This is a genomic window from Propionibacterium ruminifibrarum, from assembly GCF_900289195.1.
In the GTDB taxonomy this organism is placed as follows: Bacteria; Actinomycetota; Actinomycetes; order Propionibacteriales; family Propionibacteriaceae; genus Propionibacterium; species Propionibacterium ruminifibrarum.
The window spans coordinates 1-18,381 of record NZ_OMOH01000015.1 but is presented as its reverse complement, the minus strand read 5'-3'; the positions used below and the strand labels follow the sequence as shown (position 1 = coordinate 18,381).

Sequence of the window (18,381 nt, the reverse complement as noted above, 5' to 3'; positions counted from 1 at the left end):
CCTGCTCGCCCGGCCCCGATTCGTCACCGTGGGTGGTGGTGGGAATAGGCTGTGGGGCAGTACCACTGGCAGGCCCGTTCTCCGTGCTGGCACGGGAGGGCGGCAGAGGTCCCAACGAAGGTCCCGTGACCGTGATGGCGCGGGGCGCGAGCAACTGGAGGAAGTCGTGGCCAAGTCCGAGACCAACATCGACCAGATCAGGGCGCGCATCGCCGCCTCGCGCCGCCAGGTGGCCGGCAGCGTGCAGGGCCTGACGGCCACGGTGCATCCCACGGCCGTGAAGAACCAGGCCGTCTACGAGGCCAAGACCTTCGCCAACGACAGCTTCGAGAACGCCAAGAGCGCCTTCGTCGACGAGTCGGGCCCCCGATGGGACCGCATCGGCACCGTCGCCCTGGCCGTCGTCGGTGTCGCCGTCTTCGGCCTGTCGGTCCGCGGCGTCGTGCGAGCGATCCGTGGCTGACGAGCAGACACCGGCCCCCGGGCCCGAGCTGCCCATCCGCATGCTCCACGAGCGCATCCTCGTGAGCGTGGACGAGGACAAGTCCGAGCGCCGCTCGGAGGGCGGGATCCTCATCCCCTCCACGGTGCAGATCGCCCACCGCCTGGCGTGGGCCCGCGTCGTGGCCGTCGGGCCCAGCGTGCGGGCCGTCTCCGTGGGCGACAAGGTGCTGTTCGACCCCCAGGACCGGGCCGAGGTCGAGGTGCGCAACAAGGCCTACGTGCTGCTGCGCGAACGCGACCTGCACGCCGTCGCCGACGAGAACCTGGCCGAGGGGCAGACGGGCCTGTACCTGTGAGACCCCCTGATTTGCGTGTCGGTGCGGAAGGGCCTATAGTTCCTTGACGCACGCGCTGCTAGCTCAATTGGCAGAGCAACTGACTCTTAATCAGTGGGTTCAGGGTTCGAGTCCCTGGCGGCGCACGACACGAGGGATCCCCACCGTTCACCGGTGGGGATTTTTCATGAGCCCGGTCGGTGACTCGGCCGCACTGCGGACTGTTTGGGGGCAGCGGCGGTCGCAGGCGGCACGGCGTGCCGGCCCAGGGCTGGTGCGCCTTCCGGCGCGTTGTCTCAGTCGCCGGTGACGGCCTTCGTCAGCTCCTTGTCGGCCTCGCGGCGCAGCTGCTCGGGGTCCATCGCCTCGGTGTGGTGCAGTGGACGCTCGCTCAGCGCGTGCTCGGCCTGGAAGACCGCCTCGGTGATGAGGCGGCGGGCGTGCTCGTCGGTGAGCGAGTAGAACATCTGCGTGCCCTGCCGACGGGTCTTCACCATGTGCCCCAGCCGCAGCTTGGCCAGGTGCTGCGAGACGGTCGCCGGCGCCTTCCCGACGATCTCGGCGAGGGTGTTCACCGGCAGTTCGTGCTCGCGCAGGGCCAGGATGATCTGGATGCGCGTGGCATCGGCCATGAGCGCGAACACCTCGACCGCCAGTTCCACGAAGGAGCTGTCGATGCCGAAGGTACAGGTCTTCTCGTCGCCGCTCATGGGGACAGAATAGGCGCCCGGGGCGTCGCCGCCCGCCCGACCCCCGCAGACGGCGGGCGGCTCGCCGGGCCGGTCCATCATGAGGGCTCCGTCGCGTCCGGGGCGCCGTGCCGCTCGTTCGCCCGCCCCGTCGGGATGAGGCGGGCCGAGTTCAGGATGAACGCCGTCTCGCTGCCCACGTGCACGACGGCCGCGCCGACCGGGCCGAGCAGCCCGAAGCCGGCCAGCACCATGCCGATGAGGTCGACGAGGATGGTCCCGGCGAAGTTGACCATGACGATCCGGCGTGCCCGGCGGGCGGTGCGGACCGTGGCGGTCAGGTCGTCCAGGTCGGAGCTGATGAGGACCACGTCGGCGCTCGCCCGTGCGATCTCGGTGCCGCTGCCCATCGCGATGCCCACGTCCGCCGCGGCGAGGGCCGGGGCGTCGTTGACGCCGTCGCCGACCATCGCCACGCGGTGTCCCGTGGCGGTGAGCCGCTCGACGAACGCGCGCTTCTCGTGGGGCAGCAGGCCCGCGTGGATCTCGTCCACGCCCAGCGGCTCGCAGACGGCCCGGGCCGAGGCCTGAGCGTCGCCGGTGACGACCACGACCCGCAACCCCATGGCGTGCAGCGCCTGCACGCAGCCGGCCGCCGTCTCGCGCACCGTGTCGGCCAGCAGGATCGAACCGAGGTAGCGGCCGTCCTCGTCCACGTGGATGCAGGTCGCGGCCATCTGCTCCCCGGGATCGGGGGCGCCGGGTACCAGGGCCCTGTTGCCGACCCGGACGGTGCGTCCGCCCAGCCGGGCGGTGAGGCCCCTGCCCGGCTCGTAGACGATGTCGGCCGGTTCGGAGGGGTGCTGGCCGCGCGCGGCGGCCTCGGCCACGATCGCCTGGCCGAGCGGGTGCTCGCTGAACAGTTCGGCGCCCGCGGCGGCGGCCAGAAGCTCGTCGCCGGTGACGCCCGGGGCGGGCCTCAGCGTCGAGACGGCCGGGCGTCCCGCGGTGAGCGTGCCGGTCTTGTCGAGGACGACGGTGTCGACCGCCGACAGGTGCTCCAGGTGCACGCCGCCCTTGGCGAAGGCGCCGGTGCGCGCCACGCGGGCCATCGCCGCGAGGACGGCCAGGGGAGTGCCGGCCGCGATGCCGCAGGCCCCGGCGACGATGACGACCGAGATGGTGACGCGCAGGTCGCGGGTGACCAGCCAGGTGAGCACCGCGCCGCCGAGGGCGATGTAGACGAGGTAGCCGGCCAGCCGGTCGGCCAGCCGCTGCGCGGGTGCCGGGTTCTCCTGGGCGGCGCGGACCGTCTCGACGATGCGCCCGTACGAGGAGTCGGCGCCCACGTGCTCGGCCTCGATCTCGAGCACCCCGAGCTGGTTCACCGAGCCGGCGTAGACCCGGTCGCCGGCGGCGAGTTCGACGGGCAGCGGCTCCCCGGTGATCCGCGACTGGTCGACGCTAGAGCGCCCCGCGACGACCAGGCCGTCGACCGGGATCGGACCGCCGGGCGGCACGACGACGACCTGGCCCTCGTGCACCTCGGCCAGCCCCACCTCGGTCAGGCCGTCGGCGGTGCGCACCTGCACCTGGTCGGGCAGGAAGGCCATGAGATCGGTCAGGGCGTCCCGGCCTCGGTCCATCGACAGGTCCTCGAGGATCTCGGCCGCGAGGACGAACACGGTGATGAGCGGCGCCGTCAGCCACTCACCGATGGCGGCGGCCGCGATGATCGCGATGAGCATCGACAGCTCCATGCTCATCCGACGGCCACGAAGGTCCTCGACGGCTTCGACGACGACCGGCCAGCAGCCGACGACGATGCCGACCGCGGCGACCAGCGGCAGCCGGGGGCCGGGCCAGTCCAGGCCGAGCGCCAGGGCGATCGTGCAGGCCAGGACGAACAGGGTCCGGGCCGCGTCGGCCCGGTCCACGCGGCGCAGCAGGGACTCGGAGTTCGTTGTGGCCCGGGAACTGGTGGGCGCGGTGACGCGATCCTGCACACTCATGGTGGTGCGGCCTCCTGGACGATCGGGCAGGGGCGGGTCCCCGCGACATCAGAAACTGCACGAATTCATATCTTCGTACATGTGAAGATAGTAGGGAACGAGATGAGCCTTGGCTAGCCATTCCACCTGAACGTCTCAGGACGTGACACCACCGGCGGTGCGCGGGGCGAGTTCGTGGCCGGCGCGGATCACGAGAGCTGGGTCCGGCCATGCGGGGCGGAAGCAGCCGACACTGCCGTCTGGCCGCGGTGGAGTGGGAGGGGAACGGTCCAGGCGCCTCACGTGAGGCCGGACAGCGGCACGGCCCGCCGCTCCACGCTCACTGGCGCTCGCCGAGCCAGCGGGTGTCCTCGGCGAGGTTCTTCGAGTGGCGCACCACATTGATGCGCTGGCGGCGCAGCTCGTCGAGCTCGGCGTTGAGCCGGTCGTGGGGCAGGGGGCCGAGCTGCGTGTCGAGCGCCAGCTCGAGCAGATGGTCGGCCAGCTCGGGATTGCGCGGCAGGTTCGGCCCGTGCGGGTAGGAGCCGATCACCTTGCCCTGGACGGCGCCCTCGGTGCCGTCGCCGCAGTTGCCCACGCCCAGCTCGACCTGCGCGAACGGCCTGGCGTCCGGGCCGAGCCGAGTGTGGCCGCCGTGGTTCTCGAAACCAGTGATGAGGCTCTCGGAGCCGTCCGGCCGCGTCCAGCGGGTGAGGATCTCGCCGACGGCCCGCTGCGGGGCGCGGCGCGTGGTGACGTCGAGCAGGCCGAGGCCCTCCATGACCTCGTCGTGGTCGCCGACGGTGAAGCTCGTGCCGCAGATCTGGTAGCCGGCGCAGACGGCGAACAGGACGGCTCCCTTGTCCAGGGCGCGGAACAACCCGCCGTCGGCCTTCAGCTCGCGCACCGCGGTGACCTGGGCGAGGTCCTCGCCGCCGCCCAGCAAGTAGACGGCGCCGTCGTCGGGCACCGGCTGGCCGGGTTCGACGGTGATGAGCCGGGCGTCGATGCCCCGCCAGGTCAGGCGCTTGGTGAGCACCGTCCCATTGCCCTGGTCGCCGTAGATGCCCAGCAGGCTCTGGTAGACGACGACGATCTTGACTGGCTCGTTCACCACTCGACACCACCCATCTTGCAGAGATTGAGGAAGGCCGTGTAGGTGGCCAGGACGTCGACGGTGCCCTCGTAGGGGCGGGCCATCGCCTCATTGATCGAACCGATGACCTCGTGGTCCACCTCGGCGTAGGACAGGCGCACCGCGAGGTCTTGGGCGCGCGGGCCGGTGCAGATGACGTGCTTGCCGGCGAGTTTCTCGAACTCGACGTCCCACAGCCAGCTGACGTCCGTGCCGTCGGCGATCGCCGAGTCGATGGCCAGGACGACCGGGTCGGAGTCCATGACGAGCAGCGACTCGGCCCAGCCGGCCGGGTTCTTGGCCAGCAGCAGGCGGGCCCTGTTGTCGCCGAAGGCGCCGATCGAGAAGCGGCCCGCTGGGGCCTTCACCGTGCTCATCGCCCGCAGCGCGGTCTGCGGGTCGATGCCCATCTCGATGGCGGCGGCCAGCGCGCAGGTGGCGTTGCCGCGGTTGAACCGCCCAGGCACCTGAAGGTCGAAGGTCCAGTGGGCGCCCTCGGGGCCGGAGACCTCGTCGCCGCGCACCGTGTAGTCGGCCGGGTGCTGGCCCAGTTCGCAGCCGGGGCAGTTCCACGAGCCGTCGGCGTCGTACGCCAGGATCGTGCCGCAGTTCGGGCACAGGGCGGCGTCGGCGGTCCACCCGCCGAGCCCCATGTCGACCCAGATGACCCTGCCGGCGGCCTCGGCCGACCAGGTGACGAGCGGGTCGTGAACGTTGGCGACGACGGTCGGGGCCTTCTCGCCCGCCGCGGTCAGGGCGGTGCGCCACTTCCTGCCCAGGGAGGCGATCTCGTGGTGCCGGTCGAGCTGGTCGCGGCTGAAGTTGAGCATGATGAGCACCTCGGGCCGGCCCTTCGCGATGAGGTCGGGGACGATCTGCTCGTCCGCCTCGAGGACGGCGACCGGGGCCTTGACGTTCTGCGACAGTGCCGAGGCGATGCCCTCGCGCAGGTTCGCGCCGTCGGCGTTCGTCACGACCTGGCGGCCGCCCCAGGCGGCCTCGGCCGCGGCGGTCAGCAGGTGCGTCGTGGTGGTCTTGCCGTTCGTGCCCGACACGGCGGCGATGCGCCGCCCGGCGACGAGTTCGGCGAACATCATCGGGTACAGCCGTGTGATGACCTGGCCCCGGATGGAGGCGCCACTGCCGCGCCCGGCCCTGCGGGAGGCCCATGCCACGAGGTTGCCGGCACCGATCGCCGCGTCGCGCCAGAGCCTGCGGGGCAGCGCCGGGTCGATCGGACGCCCGTGGTGGAGCTGAGCTGTCGGTTGTGAGGCCATGGCATCCATTGTGGCAGCACCGCGCACCCGGCACGCTCAGGCCGTGCGGCGGTGGACCGCCGGCGTGCCGGCTCGCCGTGCGCGGGACCCGTCAGCGGCGTCAGACAGGTCCCGCGTCTTCGCCAGCGACCGCAGGTATGCGACGCAGGCCTGGCCGAGGGGCGCGGCCATGAATCGGGGGAGTACGTCGGGGGCGTTCTCCAGCGTGGTGACCCGGTGCAGGGTGAGGACACCGCCGATGATGAAGTGCAGCGCGGCCAGGTCCTCGGGGAGCAGTTCGTCGCGTTCCAGTCCGAGTAGATCCAGCCAGATGCCCATAAACTCCTTCTCGAGGAGGGGGAGCAGGCTGGTCCCGTTGCTCGCATTGAGAGTGTGGATCCTGTGCAGGCTCACGCCCATCTCGGGGTCTTCGGCTAGCAGCTCCCGGACGCGCTCGCCGGAGCTCATCTCTCCGCTCAGCAGGAGAAGGGGCACCCGCCGGATCATGAGCGACTGAACCGCTGCGGCGGCCAGGTCCTCGGTGTTCGTGAAGTGGTAGTAGAAGGTGTTCTTGTTGACGTTGGCGGCTGCGACGATCTGCCGCGCCGTGATCTGCTCGTACGGCACCTGTTCGAGGATCCGCCAGAAGGCGTTGATCAGCTTCTGGCGGGCTCGCACGTCGTTGGCCGCATAACGGGGACGGCCCATGTCACCTCCAGCTCCCGGGAACGACGACCGCTAAGAAATTAGCCACTGCGGCTCATTCTACCCGTTTTTATTGGCCTTCATGGCCAATAAATTGGCGGACAACGTCCCACACGCGCCAGCTGGGGCGTCCTGATGAGGAGGAATGACACTGATGGGGAACAAACTCGGTGCCCGCCGGTACGGCCTGCCGGTGCTGGTCGTGCTGCTCGTGGCCTGCATCTTCTCGCTGCTCTTCTACCCGATGACCCACATGCACCCGAGGGGACTGCAGTTCGCCGTGCTCTCGCTCGACGAGGGCATGAGTACGCCGGCCGGGGACGTGAACGCCGGTGACGGCGTCGTCGAGGCGATGGTCGGCCAGTCGGACGATCCGGACGCGACGATCGCCTGGACCCCGGTGGATTCCCAGGAGGCGCTCGATGCCGCCCTGGCCGACAACGAGTACTACGGCGCGGTGATCATCCCCGCCGACTTCACGGCCCGTCAGGCCGCCGCGCAGACCACCGGTGAGGGACAGCCGAGTCTTCAGGTTCGACTCGACAACGCCAAGAGCCCGCTCGTCACCAACCTGATGAGGACGCAGATCGCGAGCGTCTTCGAGCAGATGGGCGTGGGGACCGACATCGAGGTCATCCACGCGGGGCCGAGCACGGCCGCAACGAACATGATCGGCACCATGCTCTCCCAGCAGCTCTCGGTCATGCCGACCGTCCTGTTCAGCCTGATCTGCTCGGCCCTGCTGTCGCTCCTCGTCGTGCCGGTGCGAGGACTGGGGCGGGCGTCAAGGCTGCCGGCCCTGGGCAAGCAGCTCGGCGGCATCGCGGTGCTGTCGCTGCTGGTCGGCGCAGTCGTGTGGTGCATGCTCCGGCTGATCGCCGACGTGGACGTGAGCGCCGCCGCGCTCGGGTTCCTGTGGATGTCCGCCGCCGCGTTGATGCTCGTCTTCACCAGCGCCTTCGACATCCACCCGGCCCTCGGTGCACTCGTGGCCATCGGGGTCTTCGCCCTCGGCACCTCCTGCGGCATCCTGCCGCTGGAGGTGCTGCCCGCCTTCTGGCAGGACTGGGTGTACGGCTGGGTGCCCCAGCGGTTCATCGGCGAGGGGATGCGTCAGATCATCTACATGGGCACCGGGGTCTGGAACAGGGCGGGTCTGCCACTGGTCCTGACCGGCTGCGCCGGCCTGGTTCTTGCCGCACTCAGCATGATCGTGCCCTCGCGTCGGCCCGCGACGACAAGGCCCGCCTGACGGTGATCTTGAGGCAGAGACAGATCCGGTACGCGTCCGGGAGAACCTCACCAGACGGTTCTCCCGGACGCACCGGCCCGGTCATTGGTGAAGGACGAGAGGGGAGCGGACCGTCGGGGCTTGTCAGCCGCCCCGTCGAGTCCGCTCAGCTCTGGGGCGGGGCGAAGGGGTTCTGCGGCTGGGTGTACGGATTGCTGGGCTGGGTCCAGGTGCCCTGCCCGGGGTCCTGCTGGGCCGGGTCCTGGGTCTCCTGCTGCCGGGTCTGCAGCTCCGTGGCCTGGAAGTCGGGCTGAGTGCCGTACTGCTGGGGCTGGCCGTACTGCGGGACCTGCTGCTCGGTGGTGCCGGGCTGGTCGTCGTACTCCTGGGGCTGGTAGCCGGGCTGAGCGCCGAACTGCTGGGTCTGAGTGCCGTACTGCGGGGCCTGCTGCTCAGTGGTGGCGGGCTGGTCGCCGTACTCCTGGGGCTGGCTGTACTGCGGGGCCTGCTGTTCCTGGGGCTGGTAGCCGTACTGCTGGGGCTGGGGGAAGTTCTGGGCGCTCTGCGTCGGCATCTGCTGCTGTACTGGGGGCTGCTGGAACTGCTGGTAGGGCTGCTGGACCTGTCCCACGATCGGCGTCACCTGCCTGGACGATGCCTTGATGGCCGCGAAGGCCAGCAGGAACACCCCGGCGAAGAACAACAGGTTGGAGACGAACAGGTTGATGATGAGGGGCGCTTCACTGTAGCTGGAGAAGAACCCCCGCGTCAGCTGGTAGAAGACGAGGTTCCACACGCGGTCGGCGAGCAGGCAGGCGGCGCCGATGGTCGCGAAGGTGCGGGGCTGGCCCGGGCGCATCCTGAGCAGGACCAGGAGGAGCAGGGCGACGAGGGCGAGGATGGCGATGACTGAGACGAGAACGTTCATCATGGAGTAGATGACCATGGTGCGCACTCTACGAGATGCCGGCTCGTGCAGGGCGGCCTTCTCACCTTTGGCAGGCGTCCTTCAGCAGCGGGTCAGGTCCGCGTAGTACAGCGTGATGTCGGCGTACTCGCCGCTGTCGTAGCGGAACCCGCCGGGGACGTGGCCGATCTCGACGAAGCCGAGCCGTTCGTACAGCGCCCGGGCCGAATGGTTCGTCGAGACCACCGCGTTGAACTGGAGGATGCGGAAACCCAGCCGCGCCGCCGTGCTCATGCTGTGCCGCACCAGCTGCTCCCCGACGCCCCGGCCGCGGCTGGCCCCGGACACCGCATAGCTGGCGTTGGCGATGTGGCCGCACCGCCCGACGTTGTTGGGGTGAAGGATGTAGACGCCGAGCACCCGGCCGCTGCCGGTGTCCCTGGCGACACCTGTGAAGGACTGGGAGGCGAAGAAGTCCGCCGCCTCGTCGGGGCCGAGCTCATCGATCTGGGGGAACGCGTCGCCTGCCGCGACGACCTCGTTCCACGCCGAGCGGGCGCCCTCGACGTCCTGTGCCGTGAGCTGCTCGATGGTGACGCTCATCGCTGTCCTCCCCATCTCTCCTCCAGGTCGGTCCGCCGCGTCGGCCCGTTGGCCGGTCCCGCCGTGTGCGCCGGGAGACGCTCGCCGCAGCCGGCCGGTCTCCCGCGACCCGGTTAGCATCGGGGCCATGTCCACTGCCAGCCCCGGCGACAGCCGGCCCACGATGCCCCCGCTCGCGCACCACCGCGTCGATGAGGTCATGCTCTTCCTCGACCTCGTCTATGTGTTCGCGGTCGCCGGCATCAGCGGCGTGCTGCGCGAGGGCGGGACGGTGGCCGTCCTGCGCGGTGTCATCCTACTGGCCGTCATCTACTGGCTGTGGTGCATCACGAGCATCCAGATGAGCATGCGCGACGCCTCGCGCGACAGGAGCCGTCTCGTCGTCCTGCTCATCGGGCTCGTCACGCTGGTCATGGCCGTCTGCGTGCCGGACGCCTTCGGACGCAGGGCCCTGGCCTTCGCCCTGTCCTGCTGGGCGGCCCGCCTGCTCATCGTGTTCGGCCTGGTGCGCTCCACCTGGCGCGTCTTCCAGCCCGATCTGGTCGGTGTCGTCCTGACCGGTCCGCTGCTCACGGCCGGCGCCCTGCTCGGCGGCCGCGGCCAGCTTGTTCTCTGGTCGGCGGCGGCCCTGGCCGAGTTCGCCAGCCCGGTGCTGCTGCGCGCCAAGATGCGCGCGGCCCGCTACGACGCCGAGAACGTCGTCGAGCGTTTCGGGCTGCTCGTCATCGTCGCGCTGGGGGAGACCCTGGTCGGTGTCGGCGAGCCACTGAGCGAGGCCGAGCACGTGAGCTGGCAGCAGGGCGCCGCCCTGGTGGCGGCGTTCGCCCTCATCGCGGGCCTGTGGTGGTCGTACTTCCACCACTCCTCGGGGCTCGTGCTCAGGAGGCTTGAGACCGCGGACACGCCCTTCGACGTGGTGCGGGGGCTGCTCGTCTACGGTCACCTGCTCTTCGTCGGCGGCATCATCGCCGTCGCCGCCGCCCTGCACCTCGTGTTCGAGGAGACGGCGGAGCCGGCCGGCTGGTTCGCCGCCTCGCTGCTGTGCATCGGCACGGTCGCCTTCCTGACGGTCTTCCTCGTCGTGCGCCTGCGCACCTTCCGCCGCATCTACCGCTCGCGCCTGCTCGGCGTCGTGGCGAATGCGGCGCTCGTCGCGCCGGCCGCCACCGTTCTGCCGGCCTGGGTCGCGCTCACCGCGGTGGCCGCGATCGTCGTCGCGGTGGCGCTGTGGGAGACGCTCGCCCCCGTCTCGGCGGGGGTGCCCCAGCGCGACGAGTTCAGTGCGGTCCGGTGAAGCCGGTCGGTGGTGGCGAGAGACAGAAGACCAGACGAGGCATCTCGGGGCCAAAATGCCTGACAGCCCCGATCCCATGGGACCGGGGCCGTTGCGGGGTGGATGACGAGACTTGAACTCGCGACCACCTGGACCACAACCAGGGGCTCTACCGACTGAGCTACATCCACCATTGCCGCCTGCGAGCAGGCAGCCAGGACATAGTAGCCGACCTGGAGGCCTCGCCCCAAATCCTGTCCAGCGGGGTCCGTGGGGGTCAGCCGGCCGTTCGGCCGAAGCCGGTGACGCTGCCCTGGCACCGGGCGGCGATCGCCTTGGCCTCGTCGGCCGTGGGGCCGGGCTCGGGCACCATGACGGCCTCGCGGTAGTAGGCGAGCTCCTCGATCGACTCCATGATGTCGGCGAGGGCCCGGTGGTTGCCGTTCTTGGCCGGCGCGTTGAAGAAGGTGCGCGGGTACCAGCGGCGGGCCAGCTCCTTGATCGAGCTGACGTCGACGTTGCGGTAGTGCACGTGGGCCTCCAGCTCGGGCATGTCCTTGGCCAGGAAGGTGCGGTCGGTGCCGATGGTGTTGCCGGCCAGCGGCGCCTTGCGCGGCTCGGGCACGTACTGCCTGATGTAGGCGAGCACCTGCTCCTCGGCCTCACGCATCGTCGTCGTGCAGGTCTTCAGCTCCTCGAGCAGGCCCGAGGCGGTGTGCATCTCGGTGACGAACTCACCCATGTTGGCCATCGCCGCGTCGCTGGGCTTGATGAGTACGTCGACGCCCTCGCCCTGGATGTTGAGCTCACCGTCGGTGACCAGGCAGGCCACCTCGATGAGCTCGTCGTGGGCAAGGTCGAGCCCTGTCATCTCGCAGTCGATCCACACCAGCATGTTGTTGTTCACGTCGGCCAACTCTAACCCCGGGACCCAGCCGGGCCCCGGCGGCGCGGGACCACTGGAACGTGGCGGTCCAACTCCTCGCTTGCGCGTGCGCGGCGCCCCGCTGGCAGCGGATGCCTGGCCCGGGAGGCACTGCCGGGCCCTCAGGCCTCGACCGTGCGCGGCACGTGACGGGCGAGCCACCACGTGCCGAGCAGCCCGATCCCGCCCACGGTCAGGGCGCTCACGGGCAGCCCGGCGAGCGAGGCGACACCGCTCACGACGAGCGGGCCGAGCGCGTTGCCGGAGTCGGCGAACAGACGCCAGCCGGCCAGGAACTGGGCGCGGCCCCGCACCGGTGAGGCGTCGGCCCCGAGCGTGACGATGATGCCCGACGAGACGCCGTTGCCCAGGCCGAGCAGGGCGGCGACGAGCACGATCGTCCCCACGTGGTGGGTCAGGGGCAGGACGAGCAGGCCGATGCTCATCGTGCAAATCGCCGGCAGCGTCACCCAGCGGCGGCCGAGCCGGTCCATGATGAAGCCGCCGGGAAAGAAGAGCAGCACGTCGCACCCCATCGACATCGAGTAGATGAGGCTCGTCGTGGCGGCAGAGATGCCGTGCGCCTCGCACCACAGCGGGACGATCGTCTGGCGCACCGCGCGGACCAGCTGAAGGGCCAGGCAGCCGACGCCCAGGGTCAGCAGAACGTGACGGTTCCTGCGCAGCACAGAGAGGGTGCGGGCGTGCTCGCCCCGGTTGCGCTGCCTGATACCGGCCAGACCCGGCTCCTCGCCGGGCAGGGTCGGCATCGTCAGCGTCACGGCTGCCGCGACGAGCGACATGGCGGCGGCGAAGGCGAACGCCGCCGTCAGACCCCAGCGGTTGACGATGGCCGCGGCCGCCAGCGGGCCGACGAACCAGCCGATGCGCATGACGCCGCCGAGCGTGGACATGGCCCGGGCCCGCCAGCCCAGGGGGACCCGCTCGGTCAGATAGGTCTGCCGAGCCAGGCCGAAGACCGACCCGGTGAGCCCGTGGCAGAACACGGCCAGGGCCAGGACGACGAGGGAGCCCGAGCAGAAGACGACGGCCATCGCCGCCGCGTCGACGAGGCAGGCCAGGACGATCGAGTACTTCTCGCCGATCCGGTCGGTGACGGTGCCCGCCGGCAGGTCGCCGATCACCTGGGCGATGCCGGTGAGGGCGGTGATGAACGCCGCCACGCCCACGCTCGCGCCCAGAGCCCGGGCCTGGATGGCGACGAGCGGGATGACGGCGCCGAAACCGATCGAGGCGAGAACGGTGGGCCCGTAGACCGCGATGAGAGTGCGGGCCAGGGTCTGGTTCGTCCGTTCTGCTGCCACGTCGTCATGGTCCCACCGCCTGCGGCACTCCGGTGCGCCGTGCCGGGCGGTTTCCTCGGCGGCGATCCATGGCGGGGCGGAGACGGTCCCCGTGCCGTCTACAATGCATCGCAGCGGGGCCCGGTAGCTCAGCGGATAGAGCAGCAGCCTTCTAATCTGTCGCGCGTGGGTTCGATTCCCACCCGGGCCGCTCCCCTGGGGCGGGGCATCAGCAGGTGCACCGCCCCGACGTGTTAGCGGTGCGCCACGCGGACAGCGGCAGAGACTCGTCTGATGGCATCAGCGGGCGCACTGTCACGATGCTGCCACGGCCCTGAGCCGTCCCGGGGATGCCGGCAGCTGGGTGTTCGGCCCATGGGTCACCGGATGCCCCGGGGTAACCTTGCCGCGTGTCCACGCAACTGCCCGCACCCACCGAGCGCCGCGATGACTCGTCGCCGGCCCGTGAGCGCCGCGCCCGCAGGATCGCCGGCCTGCCGCGCCCGGTCGAACCGGGACTGACCGGCTGGCGGCGTTTCCGTCGCAGCCCGCTCAACTGGGTGACGGTCGCGTTCTTCCCGTTCTGCGGGTTCCTGCTGTGGCTCACCTACCGGGTGTACCTCACCAACATCACCACGGCCGTCGGCGACTACACCGAGCAGCAGGCCGGCACCCGCTCGACACCCACCATCGCCCAGTTCAACGAGGCGCTGTGGAAGTGCACGAAACTGGCGCTCGTCACGCTCGCCATCGGCCTCGTCGTCTACTTCCTCCTCGACCGTCTTCGGCCCACGACGCTGCGCCTGAAGGCCGTCGCCCTGGTGTGGGGCGGGGTGGTGGCCGTCTACGTCTCGCTGGTGGTCAACACGTGGGCCGCGGCCATGGTCACCGCCGACGAGGCCGACGAGATGGGCAGCGCCCGCGCCGCCATCTTCATCGCCCCCTTCGTCGAGGAGGCGGCCAAGGCGACGGTGCTGTTCCTACTGGCCATCCTCGTGCGGCACAGGTTCTTGTCGGTCATCCAGATGATCACGATGGCCGGCCTGTCAGGTCTCGGCTTCGCCGTGGTCGAGGACATCGTCTACTACATCCGCATGTACCTGTACGGTTCGCTCGTCTACGGCGTCGACGCAGACGACGCGCTGCGGCAGATCTTCTACCTGCGTGGCCTGCTCACCTGCTGGGGCCACCCGCTGTTCGCCACCTTCACTGCCATCGGCGTCGGCGTCGCCCTGCGCAACCGCAGCAAACTCGTTCGTGTCCTCGCGCCACTGGCCGGGTTCTGCTTCGCCGCGTGCGCCCACATGGCGTTCAACGGCACCCAGACGGTCGGCATCGACACGACGACGACGGTCACCATCGGCGCCTTCATCATCCTCTTCCTGCTCCTGCGCTACATCCGCCTGGCCCTGGCAGAGTCCCGCCAGATGTGGGCCCGCCTGGAGGACTTCGTCGCGAACGGCTGGCTCAGCAGGCAGGACCCGATCATGTTCAGCCGCTACCGTTCGCGCCTCAAGCTGATCTGTGCCGCCACCCTGCGCGGCCCCCGCCGCCTGATCGCCACCGTCCGGCTCATCCATGACATGTCCGAGCTCGCGCACCTGCGCATGGGCGTCATCAACGGGCTGATCGACGACGCCGCCATCGGACGCGAACGAGAACTCCTCTTCCACATCCGCTCCCTGCGCGGCCGGGCCCTCGACACCACCGACGGCCTCACGGTCAAACCACCCAACTGGACCCGGCAGAACGCCAAGCGCTGGATCCGCGCCCACCTGCCGCGCCGTCGTCCCAAGCCGCCCGTCTTCGCGCCGCCACCTCAGACCCAGATTCCGGTCGGCGCTCCCCAGCGATAGCCTGAAGCCCAGCCGCGTGTCGCCTGCGCGCGGTGACCCCGGCGCAGTGACGGGACTGCGGCCCCCGGCCGGCTTCTCGCCGAACGGGGCGGAGGAAAGGAATCTGCATGGGTGCCACCGAACTCGCCGGCGCGCTGAGGGGCCTGCGCAGCGCACTCGAGTCCGTCCGGCTGCCCCTGCCAGGACCGTCAGTCGAGCAGAGCAGGTCAGGGCGCCGAGCCCTGCTCGACCAGCTCGACGACTACGTCCTTCCGCGCCTGGCCAACCTCGACGCGCCACTGCTGGCCGTCGTCGGTGGCTCCACCGGGGCGGGCAAGTCCACCCTGGTGAACTCGCTCATCGGCCGCGTGGTGTCGCGCGCCGGAGTCATCCGTCCCACGACGACGAGCCCCGTCCTCATCTTCAACCCCGCCGAGCAGCACTGGTTCGACGACGAACGCATCCTGCCGGGCCTGGCCCGCACGACCGTCAGCACGACAGGCACCGGTTCGATCCAGCTCGTGCCCGAGCCGAGCCTGCCGAGGGGCCTGGCGCTGCTCGACGCCCCCGACATCGACTCGGTCTCCCAGGCCAACCGCCGGCTGGCCGCGCAACTGCTCCAGGCCGCCGACCTGTGGCTGTTCGTCACCTCGGCCGCCCGCTACGCCGACGCCGTGCCGTGGCAGTTCCTCACCTCAGCGGCCGAGCGGGGCGCGGCCGTCGCCGTCGTCTGCGACCGTATCCCGCCGGCCGGCATGCAGCTCGTGCCAGCCGACCTGGCCCGTCTCATGAGCGACCGCGGCTTGGCCGAGTCGCCGCTGTTCGCCGTGCCCGAGACCCTCACCGACGAGGCGGGGCTGCTGCCCGACGCCGCAGTCGCACCGATCCGCACCTACCTGGCCACCCTGGCCGCCGACAACCAGCGCCGCGACGCCGTCATAGCCCAGACCCTCGACGGCGCCGTACGCGCCATCATCGGCCAGTCCCGCGAACTCGCCGGGGCCGTGCGCGGCCAGGCCGGCATCGTCCGCCAGCTGCGCCGGGACGCCGCATCGGCCTTCGACGAGGCGGCCCGCGCCATCAGCGTCCGCTCCGCCGACGGCACCCTGCTGCGCGGCGAGGTCCTCACCCGCTGGCAGGACTACGTCGGCACGAGCGAGTTCACCCGCGTCATCGACAACAGGATCAGCTGGCTGCGGGACCGCCTCACCTCCATGATCAGGGGCGAACCGCCCCAGGCGGTGCAGGCCTCGGCCGCCGCCGGATCGGGGCTCGAGGCCCTCATCATCGACCAGGCGCAGGCCGCCGCCGAGCGCGCGGGAACAGCCTGGCGCGCCAACCCGGCCGGCCGCGAGATCATCGCGGCCCACCCCGACCTGGCGAGGACGTCCGAGGGCTTCGAGGAACGCGCCCGCGACGTCATCCGCGACTGGCAGGCCGACGTGCTCCAGCTCGTCAGCGAGCAGGGCAAGAGCAAACGCACCCAGGCCCGGCTGGTGGCAGCGGGCGTCAACGGTGTCGGGGCCGCCCTCATGATCGTCATCTTCGCCCACACCGCGGGCCTGTCGGGCGCCGAGATCGGCGTGGCCGGCGGCACCACGGTCGTTGCCCAGCGGCTGCTCGAATCGATCTTCGGCGATGACGCGGTGCGGCGCCTGGCCAAGACCGCCAAGGAACACCTCGACGCGCGCGTGGGGGAGCTCATGGCAGGCGAGTCGCAGCGCTTCCAGGCGCTGCTCGCCGATCTCGGTGTGGACAAGACCGTGGCGTCCCGACTCGACGAGGCCATCGCGGCCGTCGAGGCCGCCCGGGCCGGCCGCGCTCCGGCCCCGGCCGAGCTCACCGCCCGCGAACAGGCCGGCGGGCAGCCGGGCGGGGCCCCGCGGGAGGCCGTCGAGATCCAGCGGGTCGAGGCGGACGGTCTGGGGGCCGTCATCGACGCCGAGATCATCGACGAGGCGGGGGAGCGGCCATGAACATCGGAGCCGACCGCAGGCGCCGCGCCGCGCTGACGAAGCTCAGCAGACGCATCAGCGCCCTGTCCGAGGCGGTGTCCCTGAGTGAGGGCCGCGTCGACGCCGACGTCCTCGGCTACGCGCGGGACATCACCCGGCGGGCCGACCAGCGGCTCGCGTTCAGCGGCGACAACACGATCGTCGCCCTGGCGGGGGCCACCGGTTCGGGCAAGTCGAGCCTGTTCAACGCCCTGGCCGGCGCCCAGCTCGCCCGCAGCGGGGTGCAGCGCCCCACGACGAGACGAGCCATGGCTGCCTGCTGGGGCGCCGCCAATCCCGACGGGCTGCTCGACTGGCTCGACGTGCCGGTGCGCACGAACATGGGCCCTGACAAGGGCCTCGACGGACTGGTGCTGCTCGACCTGCCCGACCACGACTCCACCGAGCGCGAGAACAGGCTCGAGGCCGACCGCCTGGTCGCCCTGGTCGACATGCTCGTGTGGGTCGTCGACCCGCAGAAGTACGCCGACGCGGCCCTCCACGAGGGCTACCTGCGGCCGATGGCGGGCCACGCCGACGTCATGGTCGTCGTCCTGAACCAGGCCGATCGTCTGACGGCCCCGCAACTGGCGCAGGCCACCGGTGACCTGCGCAGGCTCCTCGACTCCGAGGGGCTGGGCGGGGTGCCGCTGCTGTGCACCTCGGCGCTCACCGGCACGGGAGTCGATGAGCTGACGGGCCGGCTGACCGAGGTCGTCAGGGCCAAGCGGGCCAGCTCGGCCAGGCTGAGCGCCGACATCGACGCGGCCGCCGCGGCACTGATGGGGGCGATCGGCGAGGACGTGCCGGCCCAGGTCAGCCCCGACCGCGTCGAACAGCTCGACGCCGCACTCGGCCAGGCCGCCGGTGTCGAACGCGTCGGCGAGGCCGTGTTCACCTCGACGAGCAGGCGGGGCCAGGCGGCCACCGGCTGGCCCTTCGTGTCGTGGGTGCAGAGGCTGCGGCCGGACCCGCTGCGCAACCTGCACCTCGACCGCTCGCAGGGCAGGAGGAAGGAACTCGGCCAGGACCTGACGGGCCCCACAGCGATCGAACGCACCAGCCTGCAGACCACCACGGGCGGGGTCGAGCAGGCCCGCGTCGGCACGGCACTGCGCGCCATCAGCGACGACGCCTCACGCGGGCTGCCCCAGGGCTGGGCCGACGCCGTGCGTGCCGCCTCGAAGGGACGCCTCGATCAGCTGCCGGCCGGCCTCGACAAGGCCGTCGCGAGCACCGACCTGCGCTTCGGCAAGGGCCAGTGGTGGTGGGGGATCGTTCGGTTCCTGCAGTGGCTCCTCATGGCCGCCGTGATCGTCGGCCTGGGCTGGCTGGGCATCAACCTGCTGCTCAGGCACCTGTCGATGGGCGCGATTCCCACACCCGACTGGTGGACCATCCCGGCGCCCGTCGTGCTGGCCGGAGCCGGAGTGATCCTCGGCGTCGTGCTCGGCGTCCTCTCCCGCTTCGGGGTCCTCGCCGGTGCCCGCGCGGCGCGGCGCAGGGCCGTCGACGCACTCGTCGAGGCCATCTCGAAGGTGTCCGACGAGGCCGTCATCGACCCCATCGAGGCCGAGCTGCAACGGCACCACGACGCACTCGTCGCCGTGCGCAGGGCGGCGGACCGCTCCTGACGGATCCGCTGGTTTTCCCCAGGTTCGGGTTGGGTCTTCCCGATGTGGCCGGGCCGGTGTGACGATGGGGACATCACGGGCCCTGGGGGTGATTGTCATGATCCGGTGGCGGATCGGTCT

Annotated in this window: 16 protein-coding genes and 3 tRNA genes; 9 read left to right on the top strand and 10 right to left on the bottom strand. The window is 70.8% G+C overall.

The window, feature by feature from the left end:
• The first annotated feature begins 166 nt into the window (after positions 1–166).
• The 3 genes from PROPJV5_RS12625 (at position 167) to PROPJV5_RS11940 (ending at position 925) form a co-directional block, all read left to right on the top strand.
• Complete coding sequence (locus tag PROPJV5_RS12625; RefSeq protein ID WP_182858714.1) at positions 167–463, top strand: DUF3618 domain-containing protein; 297 nt, start codon at positions 167–169, stop codon at positions 461–463.
• The gene (locus tag PROPJV5_RS11945) at positions 456–800 is read left to right on the top strand and encodes a GroES family chaperonin (protein WP_476704278.1); all 345 of its coding nucleotides are present in this window, start codon (positions 456–458) and stop codon (positions 798–800) included. The genes PROPJV5_RS12625 and PROPJV5_RS11945 overlap by 8 nt, the downstream gene beginning before the upstream one ends.
• Before the next feature lie 52 nt (positions 801–852).
• Positions 853–925 (top strand) — tRNA-Lys (locus tag PROPJV5_RS11940).
• 150 nt (positions 926–1,075) lie between these two features.
• On the opposite strand, the gene PROPJV5_RS11935 is transcribed toward PROPJV5_RS11940, so the two are convergent.
• The 5 genes from PROPJV5_RS11935 to PROPJV5_RS11915 all read right to left on the bottom strand — a co-directional run bounded on the left by PROPJV5_RS11935 (position 1,076) and on the right by PROPJV5_RS11915 (position 6,558).
• Complete coding sequence (locus PROPJV5_RS11935) at positions 1,076–1,489, bottom strand: ArsR/SmtB family transcription factor (RefSeq protein ID WP_119716598.1); 414 nt, start codon at positions 1,487–1,489, stop codon at positions 1,076–1,078.
• Positions 1,490–1,566: 77 nt separating this feature from the next.
• Positions 1,567–3,480: a heavy metal translocating P-type ATPase gene (locus PROPJV5_RS11930; protein ID WP_119716583.1), complete on the bottom strand. Its 1,914-nt coding sequence runs from the start codon at positions 3,478–3,480 to the stop codon at positions 1,567–1,569.
• 319 nt (positions 3,481–3,799) lie between these two features.
• Positions 3,800–4,573, bottom strand: a complete 774-nt coding sequence (locus PROPJV5_RS11925) for a type 1 glutamine amidotransferase (protein WP_119716597.1) — start codon at positions 4,571–4,573, stop codon at positions 3,800–3,802.
• Positions 4,570–5,871, bottom strand: a complete 1,302-nt coding sequence (locus PROPJV5_RS11920) for a Mur ligase family protein (RefSeq protein WP_119716582.1) — start codon at positions 5,869–5,871, stop codon at positions 4,570–4,572. The genes PROPJV5_RS11925 and PROPJV5_RS11920 overlap by 4 nt, the downstream gene beginning before the upstream one ends.
• A gap of 36 nt (positions 5,872–5,907) precedes the next feature.
• The gene (locus tag PROPJV5_RS11915; RefSeq protein WP_119716581.1) at positions 5,908–6,558 is read right to left on the bottom strand and encodes a TetR/AcrR family transcriptional regulator; all 651 of its coding nucleotides are present in this window, start codon (positions 6,556–6,558) and stop codon (positions 5,908–5,910) included.
• A 151-nt stretch (positions 6,559–6,709) separates the two neighbouring features.
• On the opposite strand from PROPJV5_RS11915, the gene PROPJV5_RS11910 reads away from it, so the two are divergent.
• Entirely contained in the window at positions 6,710–7,807 is a 1,098-nt protein-coding gene (locus tag PROPJV5_RS11910; protein ID WP_182858713.1) for an ABC transporter permease, read from the top strand.
• Positions 7,808–7,952: 145 nt separating this feature from the next.
• On the opposite strand, the gene PROPJV5_RS11905 is transcribed toward PROPJV5_RS11910, so the two are convergent.
• Together PROPJV5_RS11905 and PROPJV5_RS11900 are read right to left on the bottom strand one after the other, a co-directional pair.
• Complete coding sequence (locus PROPJV5_RS11905; RefSeq protein ID WP_147385449.1) at positions 7,953–8,732, bottom strand: hypothetical protein; 780 nt, start codon at positions 8,730–8,732, stop codon at positions 7,953–7,955.
• Positions 8,733–8,795: 63 nt separating this feature from the next.
• A complete protein-coding gene (locus PROPJV5_RS11900) occupies positions 8,796–9,296 on the bottom strand; it encodes a GNAT family N-acetyltransferase (RefSeq protein WP_119716596.1) in 501 nt (166 codons plus the stop codon).
• A 127-nt stretch (positions 9,297–9,423) separates the two neighbouring features.
• Here PROPJV5_RS11900 and PROPJV5_RS11895 point away from each other — a divergent pair, with 127 nt between their 5' ends.
• A complete protein-coding gene (locus tag PROPJV5_RS11895) occupies positions 9,424–10,590 on the top strand; it encodes a low temperature requirement protein A (protein WP_182858712.1) in 1,167 nt (388 codons plus the stop codon).
• 97 nt (positions 10,591–10,687) lie between these two features.
• Here PROPJV5_RS11895 and PROPJV5_RS11890 read toward each other — a convergent pair.
• The 3 genes from PROPJV5_RS11890 to PROPJV5_RS11880 all read right to left on the bottom strand — a co-directional run bounded on the left by PROPJV5_RS11890 (position 10,688) and on the right by PROPJV5_RS11880 (position 12,819).
• Positions 10,688–10,760, bottom strand: a tRNA-His gene (locus PROPJV5_RS11890).
• 86 nt (positions 10,761–10,846) lie between these two features.
• On the bottom strand, positions 10,847–11,464 hold the full coding sequence (gene orn / locus PROPJV5_RS11885) for an oligoribonuclease (protein WP_119716595.1): 618 nt from the start codon (positions 11,462–11,464) through the stop codon (positions 10,847–10,849).
• A 152-nt stretch (positions 11,465–11,616) separates the two neighbouring features.
• Positions 11,617–12,819 (bottom strand): MFS transporter, encoded by a 1,203-nt coding sequence (locus tag PROPJV5_RS11880; protein WP_119716577.1) that lies wholly within the window; start codon positions 12,817–12,819, stop codon positions 11,617–11,619.
• Between the two features lie 117 nt (positions 12,820–12,936).
• On the opposite strand from PROPJV5_RS11880, the gene PROPJV5_RS11875 reads away from it, so the two are divergent.
• From PROPJV5_RS11875 to PROPJV5_RS11860, 4 genes are all read left to right on the top strand, one after another.
• A tRNA-Arg gene (locus tag PROPJV5_RS11875) sits at positions 12,937–13,009 on the top strand.
• Positions 13,010–13,208: 199 nt separating this feature from the next.
• Positions 13,209–14,654 (top strand): PrsW family intramembrane metalloprotease, encoded by a 1,446-nt coding sequence (locus tag PROPJV5_RS11870; RefSeq protein WP_119716576.1) that lies wholly within the window; start codon positions 13,209–13,211, stop codon positions 14,652–14,654.
• Positions 14,655–14,761: 107 nt separating this feature from the next.
• A complete protein-coding gene (locus tag PROPJV5_RS11865) occupies positions 14,762–16,609 on the top strand; it encodes a P-loop NTPase family protein (RefSeq protein ID WP_119716575.1) in 1,848 nt (615 codons plus the stop codon).
• Positions 16,606–18,261, top strand: a complete 1,656-nt coding sequence (locus PROPJV5_RS11860) for a GTPase (RefSeq protein WP_119716574.1) — start codon at positions 16,606–16,608, stop codon at positions 18,259–18,261. Before PROPJV5_RS11865 ends, PROPJV5_RS11860 begins: the two co-directional genes overlap by 4 nt.
• Positions 18,262–18,381: the final 120 nt, after the last annotated feature.

Coding starts and splice junctions, on each gene's coding strand:
- PROPJV5_RS11935 (WP_119716598.1), bottom strand. CDS start 1,489: ATGAGCGGCGACGAGAAGACCTGTACCTTCGGCATCGACAGCTCCTTC.
- PROPJV5_RS11930 (WP_119716583.1), bottom strand. CDS start 3,480: ATGAGTGTGCAGGATCGCGTCACCGCGCCCACCAGTTCCCGGGCCACA.
- PROPJV5_RS11920 (WP_119716582.1), bottom strand. CDS start 5,871: ATGGCCTCACAACCGACAGCTCAGCTCCACCACGGGCGTCCGATCGAC.
- PROPJV5_RS11915 (WP_119716581.1), bottom strand. CDS start 6,558: ATGGGCCGTCCCCGTTATGCGGCCAACGACGTGCGAGCCCGCCAGAAG.
- PROPJV5_RS11910 (WP_182858713.1), top strand. CDS start 6,710: ATGGGGAACAAACTCGGTGCCCGCCGGTACGGCCTGCCGGTGCTGGTC.
- PROPJV5_RS11905 (WP_147385449.1), bottom strand. CDS start 8,732: ATGGTCATCTACTCCATGATGAACGTTCTCGTCTCAGTCATCGCCATC.
- PROPJV5_RS11900 (WP_119716596.1), bottom strand. CDS start 9,296: ATGAGCGTCACCATCGAGCAGCTCACGGCACAGGACGTCGAGGGCGCC.
- PROPJV5_RS11895 (WP_182858712.1), top strand. CDS start 9,424: ATGTCCACTGCCAGCCCCGGCGACAGCCGGCCCACGATGCCCCCGCTC.
- orn (WP_119716595.1), bottom strand. CDS start 11,464: ATGCTGGTGTGGATCGACTGCGAGATGACAGGGCTCGACCTTGCCCAC.
- PROPJV5_RS11865 (WP_119716575.1), top strand. CDS start 14,762: ATGGGTGCCACCGAACTCGCCGGCGCGCTGAGGGGCCTGCGCAGCGCA.
- PROPJV5_RS11860 (WP_119716574.1), top strand. CDS start 16,606: ATGAACATCGGAGCCGACCGCAGGCGCCGCGCCGCGCTGACGAAGCTC.